This window comes from Actinomycetospora chiangmaiensis DSM 45062, from assembly GCF_000379625.1.
GTDB classification, from domain to species: domain Bacteria; phylum Actinomycetota; class Actinomycetes; order Mycobacteriales; family Pseudonocardiaceae; genus Actinomycetospora; species Actinomycetospora chiangmaiensis.
On the sequence record NZ_KB903223.1, the window covers coordinates 1 to 20,912 of the forward strand.

At 74.7% G+C, this 20,912-nt stretch carries 25 protein-coding genes; 12 read left to right on the forward strand and 13 right to left on the reverse strand.

The window, feature by feature from the left end; translation table 11 throughout:
* The coding region (locus A3CO_RS31420; RefSeq protein ID WP_211214440.1) for an HNH endonuclease signature motif containing protein at positions 1-832 on the forward strand (832 nt) is incomplete at its 5' end.
* Positions 833-835: 3 nt separating this feature from the next.
* Here the strand turns inward: A3CO_RS31420 and A3CO_RS0110565 are convergent.
* Positions 836-1,216 carry a cupin domain-containing protein gene (locus A3CO_RS0110565; RefSeq protein WP_018332214.1) on the reverse strand — a complete coding sequence of 127 codons (381 nt, stop codon included), beginning with the start codon at positions 1,214-1,216 and terminating at the stop codon, positions 836-838.
* 35 nt (positions 1,217-1,251) lie between these two features.
* Between A3CO_RS0110565 and A3CO_RS34950 the strand changes: the two genes are divergently transcribed.
* Complete coding sequence (locus tag A3CO_RS34950) at positions 1,252-2,427, forward strand: aldo/keto reductase (RefSeq protein WP_245561480.1); 1,176 nt, start codon at positions 1,252-1,254, stop codon at positions 2,425-2,427.
* Positions 2,428-2,432: 5 nt separating this feature from the next.
* Here A3CO_RS34950 and A3CO_RS31430 read toward each other — a convergent pair whose 3' ends face one another.
* The 3 genes from A3CO_RS31430 to A3CO_RS0110585 form a co-directional block, all read right to left on the reverse strand.
* The gene (locus A3CO_RS31430; RefSeq protein ID WP_018332216.1) at positions 2,433-2,960 is read right to left on the reverse strand and encodes a hypothetical protein; all 528 of its coding nucleotides are present in this window, start codon (positions 2,958-2,960) and stop codon (positions 2,433-2,435) included.
* Positions 2,961-3,086: 126 nt separating this feature from the next.
* Positions 3,087-3,866, reverse strand: coding sequence for a crotonase/enoyl-CoA hydratase family protein (locus A3CO_RS0110580; RefSeq protein ID WP_018332217.1), 780 nt, complete (start codon positions 3,864-3,866; stop codon positions 3,087-3,089).
* Entirely contained in the window at positions 3,856-4,968 is a 1,113-nt protein-coding gene (locus A3CO_RS0110585) for a TIGR03617 family F420-dependent LLM class oxidoreductase (protein ID WP_018332218.1), read from the reverse strand. Before A3CO_RS0110585 ends, A3CO_RS0110580 begins: the two co-directional genes overlap by 11 nt.
* A 52-nt stretch (positions 4,969-5,020) precedes the next feature.
* Between A3CO_RS0110585 and A3CO_RS39985 the strand changes: the two genes are divergently transcribed.
* The 3 genes from A3CO_RS39985 to A3CO_RS0110600 all read left to right on the forward strand — a co-directional run bounded on the left by A3CO_RS39985 (position 5,021) and on the right by A3CO_RS0110600 (position 7,610).
* Positions 5,021-5,152, forward strand: coding sequence for a hypothetical protein (locus A3CO_RS39985; RefSeq protein ID WP_281167687.1), 132 nt, complete (start codon positions 5,021-5,023; stop codon positions 5,150-5,152).
* Positions 5,149-5,988: a tryptophan 2,3-dioxygenase gene (gene kynA / locus A3CO_RS0110595; protein WP_018332219.1), complete on the forward strand. Its 840-nt coding sequence runs from the start codon at positions 5,149-5,151 to the stop codon at positions 5,986-5,988. Before A3CO_RS39985 ends, kynA begins: the two co-directional genes overlap by 4 nt.
* Positions 5,989-6,137: 149 nt before the next feature.
* Positions 6,138-7,610, forward strand: a complete 1,473-nt coding sequence (locus A3CO_RS0110600; protein ID WP_018332220.1) for an aldehyde dehydrogenase — start codon at positions 6,138-6,140, stop codon at positions 7,608-7,610.
* On the opposite strand, the gene A3CO_RS35640 is transcribed toward A3CO_RS0110600, so the two are convergent.
* Positions 7,597-7,986, reverse strand: coding sequence for a hypothetical protein (locus A3CO_RS35640; protein ID WP_018332221.1), 390 nt, complete (start codon positions 7,984-7,986; stop codon positions 7,597-7,599). The genes A3CO_RS0110600 and A3CO_RS35640 overlap by 14 nt on opposite strands.
* Before the next feature lie 29 nt (positions 7,987-8,015).
* Here A3CO_RS35640 and A3CO_RS0110615 point away from each other — a divergent pair, with 29 nt between their 5' ends.
* The 4 genes from A3CO_RS0110615 to A3CO_RS0110630 all read left to right on the forward strand — a co-directional run bounded on the left by A3CO_RS0110615 (position 8,016) and on the right by A3CO_RS0110630 (position 12,353).
* On the forward strand, positions 8,016-9,962 hold the full coding sequence (locus tag A3CO_RS0110615; RefSeq protein ID WP_018332222.1) for an aconitate hydratase: 1,947 nt from the start codon (positions 8,016-8,018) through the stop codon (positions 9,960-9,962).
* Between the two features lie 243 nt (positions 9,963-10,205).
* Complete coding sequence (locus A3CO_RS0110620) at positions 10,206-11,000, forward strand: DUF1684 domain-containing protein (protein ID WP_018332223.1); 795 nt, start codon at positions 10,206-10,208, stop codon at positions 10,998-11,000.
* Positions 11,001-11,109: 109 nt separating this feature from the next.
* On the forward strand, positions 11,110-11,664 hold the full coding sequence (locus A3CO_RS38010) for a hypothetical protein (protein ID WP_157647397.1): 555 nt from the start codon (positions 11,110-11,112) through the stop codon (positions 11,662-11,664).
* Between the two features lie 59 nt (positions 11,665-11,723).
* Positions 11,724-12,353, forward strand: a complete 630-nt coding sequence (locus A3CO_RS0110630) for a class F sortase (RefSeq protein WP_018332225.1) — start codon at positions 11,724-11,726, stop codon at positions 12,351-12,353.
* Positions 12,354-12,360: 7 nt separating this feature from the next.
* Here the strand turns inward: A3CO_RS0110630 and A3CO_RS31440 are convergent, their stop codons facing one another.
* The 3 genes from A3CO_RS31440 to A3CO_RS0110645 form a co-directional block, all read right to left on the reverse strand.
* Entirely contained in the window at positions 12,361-13,410 is a 1,050-nt protein-coding gene (locus A3CO_RS31440; RefSeq protein ID WP_018332226.1) for a serine/threonine-protein kinase, read from the reverse strand.
* Positions 13,407-13,973: a hypothetical protein gene (locus A3CO_RS0110640; protein ID WP_157647399.1), complete on the reverse strand. Its 567-nt coding sequence runs from the start codon at positions 13,971-13,973 to the stop codon at positions 13,407-13,409. The genes A3CO_RS31440 and A3CO_RS0110640 overlap by 4 nt, the downstream gene beginning before the upstream one ends.
* 144 nt (positions 13,974-14,117) lie before the next feature.
* A complete protein-coding gene (locus tag A3CO_RS0110645; protein ID WP_018332228.1) occupies positions 14,118-14,597 on the reverse strand; it encodes a GNAT family N-acetyltransferase in 480 nt (159 codons plus the stop codon).
* Positions 14,598-14,642: 45 nt separating this feature from the next.
* Between A3CO_RS0110645 and A3CO_RS0110650 the strand changes: the two genes are divergently transcribed.
* Positions 14,643-15,365, forward strand: coding sequence for an SDR family NAD(P)-dependent oxidoreductase (locus tag A3CO_RS0110650; protein ID WP_018332229.1), 723 nt, complete (start codon positions 14,643-14,645; stop codon positions 15,363-15,365).
* A gap of 186 nt (positions 15,366-15,551) precedes the next feature.
* Here A3CO_RS0110650 and A3CO_RS0110655 read toward each other — a convergent pair whose 3' ends face one another.
* Genes A3CO_RS0110655 through A3CO_RS35645 form a run of 4 tightly spaced genes read right to left on the reverse strand, consistent with a single transcriptional unit; the run spans position 15,552 to position 18,692 of the window.
* Positions 15,552-16,271 carry a methylated-DNA--[protein]-cysteine S-methyltransferase gene (locus A3CO_RS0110655; RefSeq protein ID WP_018332230.1) on the reverse strand — a complete coding sequence of 240 codons (720 nt, stop codon included), beginning with the start codon at positions 16,269-16,271 and terminating at the stop codon, positions 15,552-15,554.
* Positions 16,268-16,828, reverse strand: coding sequence for an RNA polymerase sigma factor (locus tag A3CO_RS0110660; RefSeq protein ID WP_018332231.1), 561 nt, complete (start codon positions 16,826-16,828; stop codon positions 16,268-16,270). Before A3CO_RS0110660 ends, A3CO_RS0110655 begins: the two co-directional genes overlap by 4 nt.
* Positions 16,829-16,846: 18 nt before the next feature.
* On the reverse strand, positions 16,847-17,479 hold the full coding sequence (locus A3CO_RS0110665; protein WP_018332232.1) for a response regulator: 633 nt from the start codon (positions 17,477-17,479) through the stop codon (positions 16,847-16,849).
* A 4-nt stretch (positions 17,480-17,483) separates the two neighbouring features.
* Positions 17,484-18,692: a sensor histidine kinase gene (locus A3CO_RS35645; protein ID WP_018332233.1), complete on the reverse strand. Its 1,209-nt coding sequence runs from the start codon at positions 18,690-18,692 to the stop codon at positions 17,484-17,486.
* Between the two features lie 175 nt (positions 18,693-18,867).
* Here A3CO_RS35645 and A3CO_RS39435 point away from each other — a divergent pair, with 175 nt between their 5' ends.
* Positions 18,868-19,383 carry a MarR family winged helix-turn-helix transcriptional regulator gene (locus A3CO_RS39435; protein ID WP_157647401.1) on the forward strand — a complete coding sequence of 172 codons (516 nt, stop codon included), beginning with the start codon at positions 18,868-18,870 and terminating at the stop codon, positions 19,381-19,383.
* Between the two features lie 168 nt (positions 19,384-19,551).
* Here the strand turns inward: A3CO_RS39435 and A3CO_RS35655 are convergent, their stop codons facing one another.
* Entirely contained in the window at positions 19,552-20,073 is a 522-nt protein-coding gene (locus A3CO_RS35655; RefSeq protein ID WP_018332235.1) for a MarR family winged helix-turn-helix transcriptional regulator, read from the reverse strand.
* 220 nt (positions 20,074-20,293) lie between these two features.
* On the opposite strand from A3CO_RS35655, the gene A3CO_RS35660 reads away from it, so the two are divergent.
* On the forward strand, positions 20,294-20,905 hold the full coding sequence (locus tag A3CO_RS35660) for an Rv1733c family protein (protein ID WP_018332236.1): 612 nt from the start codon (positions 20,294-20,296) through the stop codon (positions 20,903-20,905).
* Positions 20,906-20,912: the final 7 nt, after the last annotated feature.

Consider the following 20,912-nt stretch of genomic DNA (forward strand, 5'->3'; position numbering starts at 1 on the left):
CCCCGAGTCCGAACAACACCCCGGCAGCCCCACCGCGTCGATGCCGCTCCCGGACCTCGACGACCACGACGACACCGGCCCCGACGACGACCTCCCCGGCAACGGCGCTCCCGCCCACCGCGAACCCACCGACACCGGAGACGCCTTCGACGGGGACGGGGAGGCGGAGCCCGCCACCTTCGGGCCCGCGGCACCCGAGCCGGACGACGACGACGTCCAGCCCGACGAGGTCGACGACGCCGCCGACCCGCCACCCGAGCCCGGCAGCGCTGACCCCGATCCGCCGCCGCCCCCGCCGTGGACGCCACCGGACGCCGGGGCGATGACCCTGCCCGGCCGCGAACGGGTCACCCTCACCGTCACACTGGACTACGACACGCTGCGCCACCAACTCACCGACACCAGCCAGACTCTGGCGCTGCTCGGGGACTCCACCTGGATCCGGCCCGAGACCGCCCGACGGTTGGCGTGCGACGCCGACGTCATCCCGATGGTCCTCGGCTCCCACGGCGAGGTCCTCGACGTCGGCCGCAAGACCCGGGCCATCCCCACCGCCACCGCACGGGCTGTCATCCACCGCGACCGGCACTGCGCGTTCCCCGGCTGCCGACGACGCGCCCACACCACCGAGATCCACCACATCGTCCACTGGGCCGACCACGGCGACACCACGCCCGACAACCTCGTGTGCCTGTGCCGCTATCACCACGACCTGGTCCACCACGCCGGCTGGACCGTCGCGATGGTCGACCGCCAGCCCTGGTTCACCCCACCGCAGTGGCTCGACCACACCCGAACACCACGACACAACCGGCCGTGGCAGCTCGTCTGACCGTCAGTTCGTCGGGTGCAGGTGATGGATGTCGAAGGGCTTGTTCGTGACGAACAGGAACGTGCAGTCGGCGTCGTCCGTGGCGCCGTGCTCCATCGACCCACCCTCGGGGAACCACACGAAGCTGCCCGACCCGTAGGTGCCCTGGTGGGTCCGCAACGTCCCGGAGAGCACGTAGATCCCGTGCCCGCAGGGGTGCGTGTGCCACGGGTTCGTGAACCCTGCCCGGTACACCATCTTGACCAGCATCATGCCGGTCTCGGGGTCGTCGAGGAGCGGCACGTGCTCGAGGACGGCGTCGATCGCGGGGACCGGGAAGTCCTCCCAGGCGGCCGTGGTGGTGTCGGTGACGACGAGCTCGACGGGCTCGGGTGCGGCGGTCATGGGCGAGGAGCATTCGCCGGGGTCGTGACGAGGCGATGTCACCCGGAGGGCGGGCAGATCACGCCGCGCAGCGGGTTCGGCGGCGGCAGGCGGACGCCAAGTGCACGCCAAGTTCGGGCGCCGAGGCTCGCCGGCACACCGTGCACCGGCTCGACCCTGGAGTTCCCCATGCGCTACACCACCTTCGGCCGCAGGACCGGGCTGCCGATCTCCCGAATTGCGCTCGGCACCGGGACCTTCGGCACCGGTGGGGACACGGCACCGAACCAGACGAGGCGCGGCGCATCGTCGACCGGTTCGTCGAGGCGGGCGGCACGGTCATCGACACCGCGAACGTCTACCAGGGCGGACAGTCCGAGGAGCTGGTCGGGGACATCGTCAGGCCGATGCGGGACGACGTCGTGATCGCCACGAAGTTCGGGTTCGGCGCCGACCCGACCCGGCCGTCGTCGGGGAACGGGCGCGCGAGCCTGCGGTCGGCGGTCGAGGGCAGCCTCCGGCGGCTCGGCACGGACCGCCTCGACGTCCTCTGGGTCCACGGGCCGGACGCGTCGACCCCGGTCGACGAGGTGCTGCGCGGGCTCTCGGGTCTGGTCGACGCGGGCAAGGTCCTGCACATCGGCTTCTCCAACTTCCCGGCGTGGCGGGTGGCGCGGGCGTCGCTGCTGGCGGACGTCCGCGGGTGGCCGCCGGTCGCGGGGATCCAGACCGAGTACAGCCTCGTCGAGCGCGGAGCCGATCGGGAACTGCTCCCGATGGCCGAGGCGCTGGGCCTGGGCGTGGCGCTGTGGTCCCCGCTCGGGGGCGGGCTGCTGACGGGCAAGTACCGCCACGACGGCTTCGGGCGGGCCTCCGAACTCGGGATGCTCGTGCACTCCGAGTCCTCGGCCCGCACCACCGCGGTGCTCGACACCGTGATCCGGCTCGCGGGGGAACTCGACCGCACCCCGGCGCAGGTGGCGACGGCGTGGGTCCTGGGACGCTCCCGACGCCTCGCCACGCCCGCGTTCCCGATCGTCGGTCCGCGCTCCCTCACGCACCTCGAGGACTACCTGGCCGCGCTGACCCTGACGCTGACACCGGAACAGGTCGACGAGCTCGACCGTCGCAGCGCACCCGAGCTGGGGACTCCGCACGACGGCAACCGGGCGTCGCTGGACGCGACCGGTCGCGGGGGCCGGTTCGACGGCCCGGTCGTCCCCGTCGCCTGATCCGCTCAGGCGACGACGGGCCACCCCGCGGCGTCGATCCGTGCGCGGGTCCGGGCGACCGCGCCGCGGGTCGCGTCCCGACGTCGGCCCTCTGTGTCGGTCCGACCGTCGCAGGCATCGATGGGCGCGGCCGCAGCGTCCGCGACGAGGGCGCACCACCAGAGCGTGTCCACCGTGGGGGAGTCCTCCCGCTCGAACGCCTCGAGGTCCACCCCGACCTGCTCGGCCTCGACGTCGGCGGCCAGCTGGTGGGCGACCAGCCCGAGCACCCGCGCCGGATAGCTGCGTGCGCGGAGGAAACGGGCCGCGTCCAGGGGCGGGAACCCGGTGCGCGCCGCGGCGGGGGAGCGGCCGACGTCGAGCAGAACCGCGGCGTGGAGCAGCGACTCCCGGTCCACCCCCGGCAGGTCCGCCAGCCGGACCGCCTCCCGGGCCGCGGCCTGCGTGTGCCACCACCACTCCGGCCGCCGGTCCGCGAGCAGGGTCTCGGCGAGCGCCCGCGACGCGGCGAACGACGGCAGGTCCGAGGGCACGGACGGCGACGCTAGCCCCGCTCGACGATCACCGCGATGCCGACCGCCGACCACAGCCGACCCGATCACGTTCATCCACCGCAGCACGGTCGGGACGATCCGGCCGGGCCGGCAGGAGCGGGAGACTCAGCGGCCGGTCCACTCCGGGGCGCGCTTCTCGGCGAAGGCGCGCGGGCCCTCCTTCGCGTCCTCGCTGACGAAGATCCGCTTGCGCGTCTCGGCGTTGGCTGCCCAGGCCGCCTCGCCGAGTTCGTCGTGGTGGGCGGCGGCGATCATCAGCGCCTTGGACTCGCGGACGGCGAGCGGCGCGTTCCCGACGATGGTCGCGGCCATCGCCCGGGCCGCCTCCAGCGCGGTCCCGGACGGCGCGACGCGGTTGACGAGGCCGAGCTCGTAGGCGCGGGCGGCGGTGATCGGCGCGCCGGTCATCGCGATCTCGAGGGCGACCGCGCGCGGGATGCGCTGGGGGAGCCGCAGGAGGCCGCCCGCCGCGGCGACGAGGCCGCGGGTGACCTCGGGCAGTCCGAGCTGGGCGTTCTCGTCGACGATCGCGAGGTCGCAGGACAACATGAGCTCGCAGCCGCCGCCGAAGGCCAGGCCGTTGACCGCGGCGATCGTCGGGGTGGCGACCGCGTGCTGCGCGAACCCGCCGAACCCCCACTCGGGGTGGTCGGGGTCGGACAGCGTGTCGCCCTGGGCGACCGCCTTGAGATCGGCGCCGGCGCTGAACGCGCGCCCGGTACCGGTCACGATGATCGCGCGCACCGCCTCGTCGTCGTCCGCCGCCTGCAGGGCCCGGCCGAGCCCCGTCGCGACCACTGAGTTGATCGCGTTCAACGCCGTCGGACGGTCGAGGGTGATGACGGTGATGCCGTCGGCCGTCTCGACCCGCACCTCATCGGACACTGGTGGTTCCCTTCCCGAGGATCGCGGCCCGCGCCGCGGCGTCGTCGGCACCCTGCACCACGGCGGCCACCGACCGCAGCGTCTCGCGGTCCGCGTCGTCCTGCACCGCGATCGAGAACTCCACGTCCGTCACCACCGGGGCGTACCGCTCGAGCAGCCGGCCGCCGATCTCGTCGTGCAGCCCGATCACCACGAACCGGTCCAGCGTCGCGTCGTCGATCATGCGCGGCAGGTCCTCCCACCGCTGGGCCTTCGACAGTTCCTTCGCCTCGCCGGCGAGGTCGGAGAGCCCGAGGTGGTCGAACGCGGCCCGGTAGCCCGGCGTCGAGGCGTAGAACGCGATCCGCGCGCGGGCGTCCTCCACCTTGCGCGCCAGTTCCTCGGGCGTCCGCGCCGAGGCGACCAGCGGCTTCATGCACACGCGGAACTCCTCGAGCGACCGCCCGGAGCGGGCCGCCCCGCGCCGGACCGCCGGCAGCATCACCTCGGCGATGTAGCTGGAAGTGCACACCGGATGCGGCCGCATCCCGTCGGCCACCTCGCCGGCCACGGCGCACATGTACGGGTTGACCGCGGCGAGGTGGATCGGGATGTCCGGGTGCTCGATCGGTCCGGCGTCGAACAGCGGCACCATGAGATCGAGCCGGTAGTGCTCGCCGTCGAAGGCGAGTGGCGTCCCGTGCTGCCAGGTGTCCCACACCGCGCGGACGGCCTGGACGTACTCCCGCATCCACGGCGCCGGGGCGTGCCACTCCATGCCGTACCGCCGCCGGATGTGCCCGCGCACCTGGGTGCCGAGCCCGAGGGTGAACCGCCCGCCCGAGAGCTTCTGCTGGGTCCACGCCTGCAGCGCCATCACCGTCGGGCTGCGGGGGAAGGCGATCGTGACGGCGGTGGTGGTCCGGAGCCGCTGCGTCGCCGCAGCAGCGAGCGCGAGGACGACGAACGGGTCGTCCTTCGTCTCCTCCACGGCGATGCCGCCGTAGCCGATGTCCTCGAGGAACCGGGCGGTGTCCGCGACGGCGTGCAGGTCCAGCGGGGTCTCCGGGGCCCGCAGCCCGGGGTCGACCTTGCCGAGCGGGAGCAGTGTCTCCAGGCGCACGCGGGGGAGTCTTCCCGTTCCCGACCACCGGTGCTGGGGCACCCTGGGTGCCATGTCCGAGGATCAGGGCGGCGACCCCGTCTGCTGGGCCCACCTGCTGTGCCCCGCGTGCGGGGCCATGCCCGATCCCGACGACCCGGCGTCGGGAACCTGCCCGCGCTGCGGCGAGGAGATCGAGCGATGACGCGGGACAACACGCGCGACCTCGAGCACGGGATCGTCCGGGACTTCACCGAGAACCTGTCCTACGGGCGCTACCTGCACCTCGACGAGCTGCTCACCGCCCAGCACCCGCGCAGCGAGCACCACGACGAGATGCTGTTCGTGATCCAGCACCAGACCTCGGAGCTCTGGCTGAAGCTGGCGTTGCACGAGCTGTCGACGGCGTGCGACGACCTCGCCCACGACGACCTCCCGCTGGCGCTCAAGCGGCTCGCACGCGTGAAGCACGTGCAGCGCCAGCTCATCGAGCAGTGGTCGGTGCTCGCGACCCTGACGCCGAGCGAGTACGGCGAGTTCCGCGGGTTCCTGGGGACGTCGTCGGGGTTCCAGAGCTACCAGTACCGCGCCGTGGAGTTCGTGCTCGGCAACAAGAACGCCGCGATGCTCGAGCTCTTCGCCGACGACCCGACGGCGCAGCAGGTGCTCACCGCGGCCCTGGAACGGCCGAGCCTCTACGACGAGTTCCTGCGCCTGCTCGCCCGGCGCGGCCACCCGGTCCCGCCGGAGCTGCTCGAGCGGGACCTCACGAAGGCGCACGTCGAGAACGCGGGCCTGGTCGACGTGTTCCGCACGATCTACGCCGACCCGGACCGGTACTGGGACCTCTACGAGACGTGCGAGGAGCTCGTCGACATCGAGGAGAACGTGCAGTTCTGGCGCTTCCGCCACCTCAAGACCGTCGAGCGCACCATCGGCTTCCGCACCGGGACCGGGGGGTCGAGCGGCGCGGGGTTCCTGCGGCGCGCCCTCGAGCTCACGTTCTTCCCCGAGCTCTACGCGGTGCGGACGGCACTCTGATCGTCCCGGGTAGCGGGCTCGTACGGCCCCGGCACGCGACCCCGTCCGAACGGAGGGTGGGGCGTCGGTCCGCGCCGTCTTCGGGGGCGACACTGTCGGTGGGTGCTGGCAGAGTCGCCTCCAACGTCGTCGCCGACCCGGAGGCCCCCGTGAGCGAGCTCGAGACACTGCGCATGTTGATCGGCGGGAAGCCCGTCGACGCGATCTCCGGGAAGACCTTCGAGTCGCAGAACCCGTACACGGGCCAGAGCTGGGCCGTGATCCCCGACGGCGACACCGACGACATCGACGCCGCCGTCGCGGCCGCCCGCTCCGCCTTCGAGGGCGAGTGGGGCTCGATGACGGCGTTCGGCCGCGCGGCGTGCCTGCGCAAGCTCGGCGACCTCATCACCGCCAACGCCGAGCGGCTCGCCCGGCTCGAGGTGAACGACTCCGGGAAGCTCTACCGGGAGATGCTCGGCCAGCTCAACGCGCTGGGCAGCTGGTACCACTACTACGCGGGCCTCGCGACGGCCATCGAGGGCGCGCAGCCGCCGTCGCCGAACCCGAACTACCTCGTCTACACCCGGCGGGAGCCGGTCGGCGTCGTCGCCTGCATCACGCCGTGGAACTCCCCGTTGCTGCTGATGAGCTGGAAGGTCGCACCGGCGCTGGCCGCAGGTTGCACCGTCGTCGTCAAGCCCAGCGAGCACGCGCCGGGCTCCACCCTCGGATTCGCCGAACTGATCGAACAGGCCGGCATCCCGGCGGGCGTCGTCAACGTCGTCACGACGCTGCGCGGCGAGGTCGGCGGCCACCTGGCGGCGCACCCCGGGGTCGACAAGGTGGCGTTCACCGGGTCCACCGCCACCGGCATCAAGGTCGGCCACGCCGCGATGGACAACCTCAACCCGGTCACCCTGGAGCTGGGCGGCAAGTCGCCGCAGGTGGTGTTCGCCGACGCCGACCTGCAGGCCGCCGCCAACGGCCTCGTCGCCGGGGTGTTCGCCGCGACCGGCCAGACCTGCATGGCCGGGTCGCGCCTGGTGGTGCACGCCGACGTCCACGACGAGCTCGTCCGTCTCGTCGCCGAGCGCGCCGGGCAGATCAAGCTGGGTGACCCGTTCGGCGAGGACACCGAGATGGGTCCGGTCGCGAACAAGCCGCAGTACGAGAAGGTGCTCGGCTACCTGGAGACCGCGCGGAACGAGGGCGCCACGATCCAGTACGGCGGGTCGGCCGAGGAGGCGCTCGGCGGCTACTTCGTGAAGCCCACGGTGCTCACCGTCAAGCCGAGCGACACCGTCTTCCGCGAGGAGGTGTTCGGCCCGGTCCTCTCGGCGGTGACGTTCACCGACGAGGAGGAGGCGATCAAGCTCGCCAACGACACGCCCTACGGGCTCGCGGGTGCGGTGTGGACCAAGGACGTGCACCGGGCGCACCGGGTCGCCGGCAAGATCCGGGCCGGGACGGTCTGGATCAACGCCTACCGCGCGGTCGCCCCGAGCGTGCCCTTCGGCGGCTACAAGATGTCCGGCCTCGGGCGCGAGAACGGCCACGCCGGCCTGGAGCCCTACCTCGAGACCAAGTCGGTGTGGGTGGAGCTCACGGGCGGCACGCGCGACCCGTTCACCCTGGGCTGAGTCCTGGGCCGATCTCGGGGCCGAACTCGGGGCTGATCTGCACCTGTGGCTCCCGCCCCGGGATGAGGACGGTCATCACGACGCCGAGCGTGGTGCCGTCGTCGTCCCGGGCCAGGTGGTCGACCACCCGGCTGCGCAGCACGAGGCGGCTCCCGTGGCGGACCCGCTCGGGCACGCCGTCGCCGGGGTAGGCCGGGTCGAACCCGACCCGCTGCAGTCCGGCGACCGTGTCCACCCCCTCCGCGAGGGCGCGCGCGGCCCCCAGCAGCGCGTCGTGATCGGCATCCCGGGGTAGCCCGACCGGGCCGATCCGCCGCATCACGTGCAGCCGCAGGGCACCCGCCACCACGAGGCGCCGCGCGGCGGGGTCGGTCATGTCGGCAGTGTCGTCGAGAAGGAGCGGTCGTGCCGGAGAACCTGATCAGGCGGATCCTCGCCGACCACCTCCGGGAGGGGGAGCTGACGCCGGGCGCGGAGATCGTCCTCGACGTCGACCAGGTCCTCATCGAGGACGCCACGGGTTCGATGTGTGCGCTGCAGTTCGAGGAGCTCGGGGTCGACCGCGTCGCGGTGTCGCCGTCGGTCATGTACGTCGACCACAACGTGCTGCAGATCGACGGCCGCAACATGGACGAGCACCGCTACCTGCGGACGTTCGCGGCCCGTTACGGCCTGCACTTCTCCCGGCCCGGCAACGGCATCTCCCACTACGTGCACCTGGAGCGCTTCGCCCGGCCCGGCGCGCTGCTGCTCGGGGCGGACTCGCACTCGACGATGTCGGGCGCGGTCGGGATGGTCGCGTTCGGCGCGGGCGGGCTCGACGTGGCCGTCGCGATGGCCGGGCACGGCGTCGCGACCGCCGCACCCGCCGTCGTGAACGTGGAGCTCCGCGGCGAGCTGCCGCCGTGGGTGGCGGCCAAGGACGTGATCCTCGAGCTGCTGCGACGGCACGGGGTGCGCGGCGGGCAGGGTCGGGCCTATGAGTTCACGGGCCCGGGTGCAGCGGCGCTGTCGGTGCTCGAGCGCGGCTCGATCTGCAACATGATCACCGAGCTCGGTGCGCTGGCCGCGGTGTTCCCCGCCGACGAGCAGGTGCGCTCGTGGCTGCGGGCGCAGGAGCGCGAGGCGGACTTCGCCGAGGTGGCCGCGGACGCCGACGCGGTCTACGACGAGCACGAGGTGATCGAGCTCGGCGACCTGGAGCCGCTGATCGCGTGCCCGTCGTCGCCGGGGTCGGTGGTCCCGGTGCGCGAGGTGGCGGGCACCGAGGTGGTGCAGGTGTGCGTCGGGTCGTCGGTGAACTCCTCCTACGAGGACCTCGCGATCGTCGGCGCGGTGCTGCGCGAGGAGATCGTGCACCCGGCGATCGAGATGACGGTGACGCCGGGCTCGCGCCAGATCCTCGACCGGGTCGCCCGCGGCGGGGTGTACGCGGAGCTGGTCGCGGCGGGCGCGCGGATGCTCGAGCCGGTCTGCGGCCCGTGCATCGGGGTGGGCCAGGCGCCGAGCGCGGGCAAGCCGTCGGTGCGCACGTTCAACCGCAACTTCCCCGGCCGCAGCGGCACCGCGGGCGACGAGGTCTACCTGTGCTCGCCGCCGACCGCCGCCGCGACCGCCCTGCACGGGGTCATCACCGACCCGCGCGAGCTGGGCGAGGTGCCGACGGTCGACCCGCCGTCGATGAACCCGCGGCGGGTCGACGACCAGATCCTCGCGCCCCTTCCCGACGACGAGGCGGCGCAGGTCGAGGTGGTCCGCGGGCCGAACATCGTGTCGCCGCCGGCCGGGGCCCAGGTGCCCGACCGGCTGGACGACCCGGTGCTCATCGTGGTCGGTGACGACGTCTCCACCGGGGACATGGCGCCCGACGGCATGGGCATGAGCGACTGGTCGAACATCCCGGAGTGCGCCCGCTCGATGTTCCTGCGCCAGGACCCGGAGTTCCACGACCGGGCCCTGCAGCGCGAGCACGGCGTGATCGTCGGCGGCCACAACTACGGGCAGGGGTCGTCCCGCGAGCAGGCGGCCCAGGCCGCGCTGTACCTCGGGGCCCGCGCCGTGATCGCGGCGAGCTTCGCGCGCATCCACCGGGCGAACCTCATCGCGCAGGGGATCGTGCCGCTCGAGTTCGTCGACGCCGAGGACCACGGTCGGGCGGAGAACGACCAGATCTGGACCGTCGAGGGGCTGCGCGACGCCGTGGAGTCGGGCGCCGAGGAGGTGACCGCGACCGTCGACGGTGGGCGCGAGGTGCGGCTGCGGCTGCGGCTGGCGCCCCGCGAACGGGCGACCCTCCTGGCCGGCGGCACGATCGCGCGGCTGCGGGGCGAGCGCAGCGACGGGAAGGGATGACGGGCGAGCGGAGCGACGGGAAGGGATGACGGGCGAGCGCAGCGACGGGAAGGGATGACGGGCGAGCGCAGCGACGGGAAGGGATGACGGGCGAGCGGAGCGACGGGAAGGGATGACGGGCGAGCGCAGCGACGGGAAGGGATGACGGGCGAGCGCAGCGACGGGAAGGGATGACGGGCGAGCGGAGCGACGGGAAGCCTCGGCGCGCGGAATCGTCGTCGCCGGCCTGAGGTTGCACCCGGTATGACGAGCGTCGCAGAGGACCTGACCACCGACTGGCAGCGCTGGCACGACGAGCGCGAGGCCACGCTGCGCGAGCCGCACGGCTGGCTCTCGCTGACCGCGCTGGAGTGGCTGGACGACTCGGAACAGGTGATCACCGATCTCCCGGGCACGTGGCGGGCGCCGGGCGACGGCACCGTGCAGATCACGGCCTCGGCGGCGGACGGGGTCGTGGTCGACGGCGCGACCGTCGACGGCACGGCCACGGTGACCCCGGTCGACGGGGCGCCCGGGGTGCTGGTCGGCGTGGGGGAGCGGGTCGTCGAGCTGGCCCGGCGCACCGACTCCTACGCGCTGCGCGTGCGTGACCCGCAGGCGTCCACCCGGCACGCGTTCACCGGCGTCCCGAGCTTCCCGGTCGAGGAGCGCTGGGTGGTCACGGGGCGGTTCGAGGCCTACCCGGAGCCGCAGCGGATCACGGTCGGCGCGGTCGTCGACGGGCTGCAGCACTTCCCGACCGCCGTCGGCACGGTCACCTTCACCCTCGAGGGCACCGAGCAGCGCCTGGTCGCGCTCGCCGGCAAGGGCGCGGGGCTCTCGCTGCACTTCCGCGACGCGACGAGCGGGGTGAGCACCTACGGCGGCGGCCGCATCCTGCGGACCGGCGACCCCGGCGCCGACGGCACGCTCGTCCTCGACTTCAACCGCACGGTCAACCTGCCCTGCGCGCTCACCGCGTTCGCCACCTGCCCGCTGCCGCCGGCGGACAACGTCCTCGACGTCGCGGTCGAGGCGGGGGAGCAGAGCGACCGCTGACCGACCGGGGCCGATCGGTTGCCCGACATTCGTGTTCCTCGTCGGGTATCGGCGCGTGAAGTGGGTATGAAGCTCCCGATCGTGATCCGACCGAGATCGAGGAGGAGCCATGTCGCGCATGACGGGACGACGCATCGGCTACACCGCCGCCGCTGCCGCACTGTCGATCGGGGCCCTGACCGCCTGTTCCGGGGGCGGGTCCGCACCCGCTGCGACGCCGGGAGCGCCGACCCCCGGCCAGTCCGCCCCCGCCTCGTCGGGTGCCCCCGCGGCTCCGGCGCAGCCGGCCGCTCCGGTTCAGCCCGGGGCGTCGCCCGCACCGGGGCAGCCGGGCGCCGCGGGCGGTGCAGCCGGCGGGGCCTCGGGGGGTGCCGCGGGCGGCACCGGCGCCGGCACGAACGGCCAGGGCGGAACCAGCGGCTCGGGTAGTGGCTCGGGTAGTGGCTCGGGTAGTGGCTCGGGGTCCGGGACCGGCTCGGGCAGCGGCTCGAACGGCTCCGGTGGGGCGCCGAGCCAGACGCCGTCCGGGGGCGTGCAGACCGGTGGCGGCAGCACGGCCGGGGTCGAGCACCCCGAGCTGTTCGGACTCGGCGGCGTGGCGCTGCTCGCGGCCGGCGGGGTCACGGTGGCCGCGACCCGTCGTCGTGCCCGGGACCGGGCCTGACGACCGGACCGGACGGTGCCGACGCCGCGGCGTCGGCGCCGTCCACCCCCCGACGGCGGGTGGTGCTGCTCGTGGTGGCGGCGCTGCTCGCCGTCGTCGGGATCGGGGCCGTGATCGCGGGCGTGGCGCTGCAGCAGCACGCCCCGGTCGAGCAGGACGCGGGCGCGCTGCCGGCCCCGCCGCCCAGCTCCGTCACGGCCACGCCCACCACCCCGGCCGGGCCGCCACCGTCGCCGCCCGTGCGCATCGTCGTCGGGAAGATCGGGGTCGACTCGCGCGTGGCGTCGGTCGGCCTGAACCCCGACCGGACGATGGAGGTCCCCGCGAAGGGACCGCTGTACGACCTCGCGGCCTGGTACCGGTACTCGGTGACCCCCGGTCAGCAGGGACCGTCGGTGATCATCGGGCACATCGACTCGGCGGAGAACGGGCCGTCGGTGTTCTTCCGGCTCGGCGCGCTGGCTCCCGGGGACACGGTCGCGGTGACCCGGGAGGACGGGCGGACCGCGACGTTCGCGGTGTACGCCACCCGCGCGTTCCCGAAGGACGCCTTCCCCACGACCGAGGTCTACGCCGGCACCGCCGGGCCCGAACTGCGCCTCATCACCTGCAGCGGCTCCTTCGACGAGGCCGTGCGCAGCTACCGCGACAACACCGTCGTGTTCGCCCGCGAGATCTCGCTGCGGTGACCGGCGCTCAGCGCGTCGCGAGCAGGACCCCGACGGCGAGGAGCGCCAGGACGCCCAGGACGACCAGGATCGCGCCGGCCGTCCGGAGCCCCGAACCCCGCGAGGGGGTGTCGGGGGACGGGGTTGCGGTGTCGTCGGTCCGCCCGGACGCGTCGTGCGGCTCGGCGTCGATGACCTCCGTGGTCGCCTCCGGCGCCGGGGCGGCGTAGCGCTCGGCGAGGTCGCCCAGGGTGTCGGCCAGCGCGGCGGCGTCCGGCCGATCGCGGGCGTCGAGCGCCATCGCGCGCAGCACCACGTCCTCGAACCCGACGGGGATCGACGGGGTCAGCTGACGTAGCGGGACCGGGGGCTGGCGCAGCCGCTGGGCGGCCACCTCGGCGGCGCCGACCCCGCGGAACGGGGGCTGACCGGTGAGCACCTCGTAGAGCGAGCATCCCAGCGAGTAGACGTCGGAGCGGCCGTCGAGGCGCTCGCCGCGGACCTGCTCGGGCGACATGTAGGCGACGGTGCCGACCACCTTGCCGGTCTCGGTGAGCCCCGGGACGTTCTCGGTCTTCGCGATGCCGAAGTCCATCAGCTTGGGTGTGCCGTCGGGGAGGAGCATGACGTTCTCGGGGTTGACGTCGCGGTGGACGATCCCGTGCTCGTGGGCGTGGGCCAGCGCGGACGCGACGGCCGCGCCCACCCGTGCCGCCTCGACGAGTCCCGGCCGCTCCCCGTCCCGCACCGCGGCGCCCCAGGTGCGGCCGGTGATGAGCTCCATGACGACGTACACGCCGTGCGGGGACGTCCCGACGTCGTGCACGGCGACGACGTGCGGGTGGTTCAGCACGGCGGCCGCCCGGGCCTCGTCGCGCAGGCGCCGGGCGTCGGTGTCGTCGCCGCGCCGGTCCTCCGGCAGCAGCTTGACCGCGACGACGCGGCCGAGGTCACGGTCGTGGGCCCGGTGGACCTCCGCCATGCCGCCCCGCCCGACCAGCTCGACGAGCTCGTAGCGGTCACCGAGGACGACGGGGTCCGCCGCGCCGTCGTGTTCGGAGGTAAACGGCCGGGTCACAGCCGTCGCGTCCGTTGGGCGTCACCGCCGCCGAGCAGCGCGTCGAACAGGTAGCGGTGGTCGACCATGGCCTGGCGGCGGTCCTCGAGGGACTGGTCGGTCTGCTCGTCGGCGACGGCGACGGAGTGGGCGGAGCGGAAGTGCTCCACGAGGTCGGGGTAGTCGACCGACACGAGCTTCTCGCGCTCCTCGAACCGCTCCGAGGGGTAGCCGCGGTCGCGCATCACCTGCTGGACCAGCAGGTCGGCGTCCCGCAGCCCGGTGGGCGGGTTCTCGACGAAGGTCGCCTGCGCGCTCTCCCACGCCCGGGCGTACCGGTCGCGCTCGTCGGCCCCGAGGTCGCGCAGCTCCAGCTCCTGGCGGCGCTTGAGCCGGGCGCGCAGTTCCTTCTCGCCGTCGCGCTTGCCGTACTCGGAGACCACCTTGTCGTACTCCTCGCCGAACCGGCTGCGCAGCTTCGCGGTGGTCGCCCGCGCCCGGTAGCGGGCGACGACGAGCAGCACCACGCCGAGCACGATCACCACCACGGCGATGATGACGATCGTGAGCACGGTCCCGTCCACCACAGACTCCCTCCACCGACCTCGCGGAATTCCTGTGCCCGGGTTCCGCGGAGGCGAACCCATGTGGGTGGTCCGGCGGTGTCGAGTACGGACGTCCGGCGGTGTCGGGGCGGACGATCGCCGATGCTCCCTGCGGTGGACGGGCTAACGTCCCGCGAGCGCCGTGAGGGCCGCCCCGTCGACGCGGTGGGTGGTCCAACCGTCCAGCGGTTCCGACGCGAGCGTCGCGTAGAAGTCCAGCGCCGGGGTGTTCCAGTCGAGCACCGCCCACTCCAGGCGCGCCCATCCCCGGTCGACGCAGGTGCGGGCGAGGTCGGCGAGCAGCGCCCGGGCCACCCCGTGGCGGCGGTGGTCGGGGGAGACGTACAGGTCCTCGAGGTGGACACCGTGCACCCCGGTCCACGTCGAGTAGGTGAGGAACCAGATCGCGGCGCCCGCGAGCCCGTCGCCCTGCACCGCGACGGTCGCGAACACGGCGGGGGCGTCCCCGAACAACGCGTCGTGCAGCTGGTCCCCGGTGAGCAGGCACGACTCCGGTTCGCGCTCGTACGCCGCCAGCTCGTGGACGAAGCGGACGAGGGTGGGGACGTCGGCGGGTTCGGCTGGTCGGATCGTCACGGGCACGCCACGATCATCGCGTCGAGGCGGGCGGAGCGACGGGGAGGGCCCATGACGGCACTGGTCACCGGCGGCGGGACGGGGATCGGGCGGGCGATCTCGCAGGCGCTCGCGCGTCTCGGCCACCCGGTCGCCGTGGTCTACAGCCGCTCGGCCGACGACGCGCAGGCGACCGTCGACGCCATCACGACGGCGGGTGGTGAGGCCCGGGCGTTCCGCGCCGACGTGACCGACGAGGCGTCCGTGCGCGCGACGGCCGCCGACGTCCGCGCGGCACTCGGGCCGGTCACGGTGCTGGTCAACAACGCGGGCGGTACCGAGCACATCCCGCTGACCGACCTCGACGCGGCGACCGATGAGATCTTCGAACGGCTCTTCCGCCTCAACACGCTGTCGGCGTGGCACTGCGTGACGGCGTGCGCGGAGGACCTGCGGGCCGCGGACGACGGGTGCGTGGTCAACGTCGGCAGCGCCTCGGTGGACTCCGGCCGCGGCTCCTCGGTGCCCTACGTCGTCTCGAAGGCGGCCCTGTCCGGGCTCACGCGTGCCCTGGCCAACGCCCTCGCGCCCGTGCGGGTCAACGAGGTGTGGCCCGGCCTGGTCATCACGCGCTGGTGGGCCGGCAAGGAGGAGCAGGGCCGGAAGCTCGCCACCAGCGCGATCGTCGGCCGCGAGACCACCGTCGAGGACGTCGCGGCCGCCGTCGTCGGGTTCGTGACCTCCCGGGCGATCACCGGACAGACCCTCACCGTCGACGGCGGCGCCACCCTCTGACGGGCCGGGCTACGCGCGCGCCTTCCGCAGCTCGAACCGGTCGACCGGGACCGTGCGCCCGTACGGCCCCACCACCGCCTGGTAGGTGACGGCGATCGACGTCTGCCCGCCTGCGGTCCCGGGGTCGACGTCGAAGGTCGCGAAGCCGGTGATGGTGCGGGGCGAACGTGAACAACCGGTGCGGGCTCAGACGCCGGGTCGGCACACGCGGCAGCCCCGGTAGCCCGCCTCCCGGGCGGCGGCCGCGGAGCGGAACGGCACCCGGTGGGCGTCGGTGATCCGGCGGGCGTGGTGGCACGACGGCAGGCACGCGATCCCGGTCGTGTCGCTCCCGATCAGCACCACCCCCGCCGTCGTGAAGGCGGCGAGGCGCCCGAGGTCCGCGCCCTCGGCGGCGAGCAGGCGAGCCTTCGCCGCCTCGCCGAGCATGTAGCGGCCGAGCGAGCCGTCGGCCTTCGTCACCCGGTGGCACGGCACGATCAGCGGCACCGGATTGCGGGCGAGGACGGTGCCGACCGCACGGACGGCCGCGGGCCGCCCGACCTCCCGCGCCACCCAGCCGTAGGGCCGGGTCTGCCCGGCGGGGATCGAGGCGGTCACGTCGAGCACGTCCCGCTCGAACGGCGAGCAGGCGCGCAGGTCGACCCGGGTGCGGGCGTCGATCGCCGGCACCGGGCCGTCGTCGGGGAGCAGCGGTCGGCCGAGCCGGCGCCGGTACTCGGCGCGGAAGCCGGTGTGGTCGGCGTCGTCGTCGACCGGGCGCACGTAGGTCACGCCCTCGGCGGACCGGGCGACGAGCACCTCGCCGAGCGGCCCCCTCGTCGTCGCGAAGGTGTCCACCACCCGCGGGGTCAGGTCTTTCCCGACGTCGGGTGGGTCGAGGCGGGCGAGCAGGGGGTCGCTCATGGGGCGCTCCGATCGGGAGGGGCGAGCAGGGTGCGCAGGCGCGCGAGCCCGCGGGAGACGTGGGACCGGGCCGTGCCCTCGCCGACGCCGAGGGCCGCCGCGACGCCGGGGACGTCGAGGTCGGCGACGTGGCGCAGCACCACGGCGTCCCGCTGGACGGCGGGCAGCGCCGCGAGGGCGGCCGCGAGGGCCGGGTCGGCACGGGTCGCGACGTCGGCCGGACCCGGGTCGGGCGCGGCCCGCTCCGGGACCGGGACCCCGGACAGCGCCGGGCGCCGGGTCGCGGTCCGGATCGTGTTGCGGTGCTCGTTGAGCAGCACGGTGACGAGCCAGCCCCGGAGTTCGAGGGCCGCGATCCGTCCGGCGTCGTAGTCGCGCAACGCCCGGAACGCCCGGAGGAACGCCTCGGCGGCGAGGTCCTCCGCGGCGGGCCGGTCGCCGGTCAGCCGCAGCGCGGTGCCGAGGAGCAGACCCTGGTAGGTGCGCACGACGGCCGCGAACCCGTCGTCGAGGTCGTCGACGAGGGCGGCGCGCAGGTCGGTCGCGGTCCCGGTCACGACGGTGGGAACACCGCGTCAGGTCACGCCGTTGCGCCACGCCCACGCGACGAGCGCAGGGCGGCCGTCGACGGCGAGCTTGGAGATGAGGTGGTTGACGTGCGTCTTCACCGTCGCCTCGCTGACGAACAGCTTCGACGCGACCTGCTGGTTGGACAGCCCCTGCGCGACCAGGCGCAGCGTGTCCACCTCGCGGGCGGTGAGCCCGTCGGGGATCACCGGGGCGGACGGCGGGGTGCCCGCGAGCGCGACCAGCCGCTGCTGCACGGCTGCGTCCAGGACGGAGCCGCCGGCGGCGACGGTGCGGATCGCGGCGCACAACGCCTCGCCGGTGGTGTCCTTCGTGAGGTACCCGGCGGCCCCGGCGCGCATGGCGGGGAGCACGGCGTCGTCCTCGGCGTAGGTGGTCAGGATGAGCACCCGCACGTCGGGCGCCTGCGCGGCGACCTCGCCCGTCACCGCCGCGCCGTCGAGGCCCGGCATCCGCAGGTCGACCAGGGCGACGTCGGGCCGCTCCCGGACGACCGCGGTGACGGCCTCGGTCCCGTCCTTCGCGGTCGCGACCACCTCGAGGTCGTCCGCCGCACCGAGCAGCATCGACAGGCCGTCGCGGACCACCGCCTGGTCGTCGGCCAGCACGATCCGGATCACGGGCTCACCCTGCCACCCGGTCCGGGAGCGGGACGCGCAGCGTCACCCGCCACCCGTCGTCGTCGGGACCGGCCGCGAGCGTCCCCCCGACGAGGGCCGCGCGTTCGCGCAGCCCGACCAGCCCGTTCCCGCCGCCGCCACCGATTCCCGACGCCGGGTGCGGGTGGGCGTTGGTCACGGCCAGGACGAGGTCGTCGGCGACCTCGACGGTGACGGCCGCCGGCGCCCCGGGTGCGTGGCGGGCGGCGTTGGTCAGGGCCTCGCGGGCCGTGGCGTACACCGCCTCGCGCAGGCGTTCCCCGACGGCGTCGAGGTCGCCGGTGACGGTGAGGGCGGCACCGTGGCCGTCGGCGAGCGAGCGCAGGTCCGCCGCGGTCGGGGCCGGCATCGCGCGCAGTGCGGCGACCGCCTGCTTGGCCTCGGCGAGCCCGGACCGGGCGAGGTCGGCGGCGGTGTCGACCGAGGTCAGCACGGCGTCGTCGGGCCCGAGCCGCTTCGCCAGCACCGCCCGGATCGCCTGCAGGTGCAGGGAGAGCCCGGAGAGGCTGTGGGCGAGGACGTCGTGCAGGTCGCGGGCGATGCGGGCGCGCTCCTGCGCGGCCGCGCCCACGAGCTCGGCCTCCCGCAGGGCGTCGCGCTCGGCGAGGAGGGCGACGACGCGGGCGTGCTCGCGGTGCAGCCGGGCCCGGTTCAGCGCCTGGGAGGCCAGGACCGGGACCACCAGACCGAGGAACAGACCCCACCAGGACCCGACCGTGAGCGCGAACACGACCGACAGCGCCACGCCGAACACGGCGGCGAAGCCGTGGACGAGCCGGGCGTCGAGGACGATGCGCCCGATGAGCCCGGCGGCCACGAACACCGTCGCGTACGCCGCGCCGACCGGGACGAGCGCCGTGGCGACGAGGCCCACGACGGCGCACAGCGAGAGCAGCGCCGTCCGCCACCGGTCGCCCTCGGCGGCCTCCGTGGTGATGCGGGGATCGCGGGCGGCGGCGACCGCACAGGCGGCGCACACGAGGACGAGCACGGCGGCGACGGTCGAGGCGGCCGTCAGCGGCCAGACGGTGCCGGCCACCAGTCCGAGCCACAGCAGGGGGCGGAGTCGCTCCCCGAGGCGGGCCCGGGCGTCGTCGTCGACGCGCGGCACGCCCGCGGTCGAGAACGCCGTGCGGGGCGGCGGCTCCCGACGGGCGGTGGTCGTGGCGGTCACGCCCCCGAGTCTGGACCCCGACGCCGTGCGGGACACCCGGTCTCCACCCGTCTCCACCCTGTCTCCACCCGACGGCGGAGCTGCGGGGGCCGCGCGCGGGGCCGTCCGACCCTGGCGCCCGGCCGGTCGTGGGGCCACGCTCGTCGGGGTCCGGGCGGACCTGGCGGGGGTGGCGGTGCAGACACTGACGGTTCACGTGTGGGACCTCGTCGTGGCGGCCGACCGCTACCGCCAGAGCGTGTCGGCGGTCGCCGGCCTGTCACCGGTCGAGGCGTCCGCGCTGGAGTTCCTCCTCCACAACGGGCCCCGCCCGCCCAGCCTCGTCGCCGCGCGCACCGGGCTCTCCCGCACCAGCACGACGGCGCTGGTGGACCGGCTCGCCGACGCCGGGTGGGTGGCCCGGCAGCCGCACCCGACCGACCGGCGCAGCGTCCTCGTCGCCCTCACCGACGGCGGCTTCGACGTGGTGCTCTGCCTCTACCTGCTGTTCGCCGAGGACATCGGGAACGCGCTGGAGCGCGCCGACCCCCGCCTGCAGGACGACCCGACGCTGCGCGCCGCGGTCGGGGGGCTGCTCGGCGCGATCGCGGCGAGCCTGCGGCGCCGGGCGGGGGACCGGCTCGGCGTGGAGACGGCGCTGCGCGGGTTCCGGACGTCGCCGTCGGGACCGGACGCCGCGGGGCCGCCCTGACCGGGGGTCCCGGCGAGAGGACGAGCACGGTCAGGACGGCCGGCGGCGGTCGCGGCGCGAACCCGGGGGGAGAGTCGACCACCTCGACCGTCCCCGACGGTAGGACCTCGGAGGCCGCCGCGGCGCCTGCCGTTCGGCCGCACGACGCGAAATCATCCGATGTCGCGGCTATCCGCCGGCGGGCTCGACGGGACCGGGCTCGCCGTCGTGCTCCCGGCTGCGGCGCAGCGACTCCTCGATCCCGCGTCGGTCCCCGCTGCGTTCGCGCAGGGCCGCCGCCATCCGGCCCAGCAGGTCGCCGACGACGCCGCGCAGGTCCGGGTCGTCCCGCAGCCGGGGATCGGCCTCCTCGAGGGCGCTGTCGATGTCGAGGGCGAACATCGTGTACATCTCCTCGATCGCGGCCCGGCCGAGGTCGGTGAGTTCGACGAGGACGCTGCGCCGGTCCGTCGGGTTGGGCAGGCGCAGCACCAGCCGGGCTCCGGTGAGGCGGTCGAGCAGGGCGGTGGTGCTCGCCGCCGTGAGCCCGACACGCGCGGCGATCAGCGACGGGGTCTGGGCACCGTTGTGGAGCAGGTGGCCGAGCACGGCCGACTCGCTGATGCCGATGTGCAGGCCGGCCGCCATGGTCTGGCGGTAGTGGTCCGCCGCCACGATGAGTTCGCGGACCTGCCGGGCGAGGCGTTCCACGGGTCACCTCCTCGTGCGGGGAGCGCATGATCGCCCCGCCCGCCGGACCGGGCCAGGGCCGGACGTCCCGAAGCGGGCGGCGCGGCGCCGTGCGGATCTCCACGAATCCCCGCGGCGGCCACGGGGGCCGGGCGTCCCGTCGGAGCGCGACCCTGGGCCCTGCCGCCGCCCCCGGTCCTCACGCCAGGCTGGCGCCGGGACGGTGCGAGGGGAGACGGGGATGAGGACCTCGGGGCGGGGCAGGTGGCCCGACCGCGTCAGGACGGCGTTCCTGCCGCGCCGCAGCGCCCTGCGGCGCCGGTCGGATTGCGTCGAGACGGCGGCGCGCTGGATCGCCCTGGCCCTGCTCACCCTCGCGGTGCCGTTCGTCCTCGTCGCCGGGAGCTCCCGGAGCCAGGGCGTGCGCGACGACGCCGCGCACGCCCGCGCCGTCGCGCACCACGTCGTCGGCACCGTGACGGCCGTCCGGGAGCGAGCCTCCCGGTCCCCGGACGGTGCGTCGTCCGGGGCGCTCGACGTGACGGTGGCCTGGACCGAGCCGGACGGGTCGGTCCACGCGACCGGCGACGTCACCTCGGTCGGCACCGCGCCGGGCCGCCGCTGGCCGATGTGGGTCGACGGGGCGGGCCACCGCGTCCGGAACCCGGCCTCGGAGGCGGACGCCGTGGTGCAGGGGCTGGTCCTCGTCGCACTCCTGCTCGGCACCGCCGCGGCGGTCCTGTCCGGGCTCGTCGCCGTGCTGCGGTGGTGGCTCGACCGGAGGCGGCTGCGGCAGTGGGACGCCGACTGGCTGGCCTTCCACCGCGGCCGCGACCGGGGGGTGACGGGGTGACGCGGTG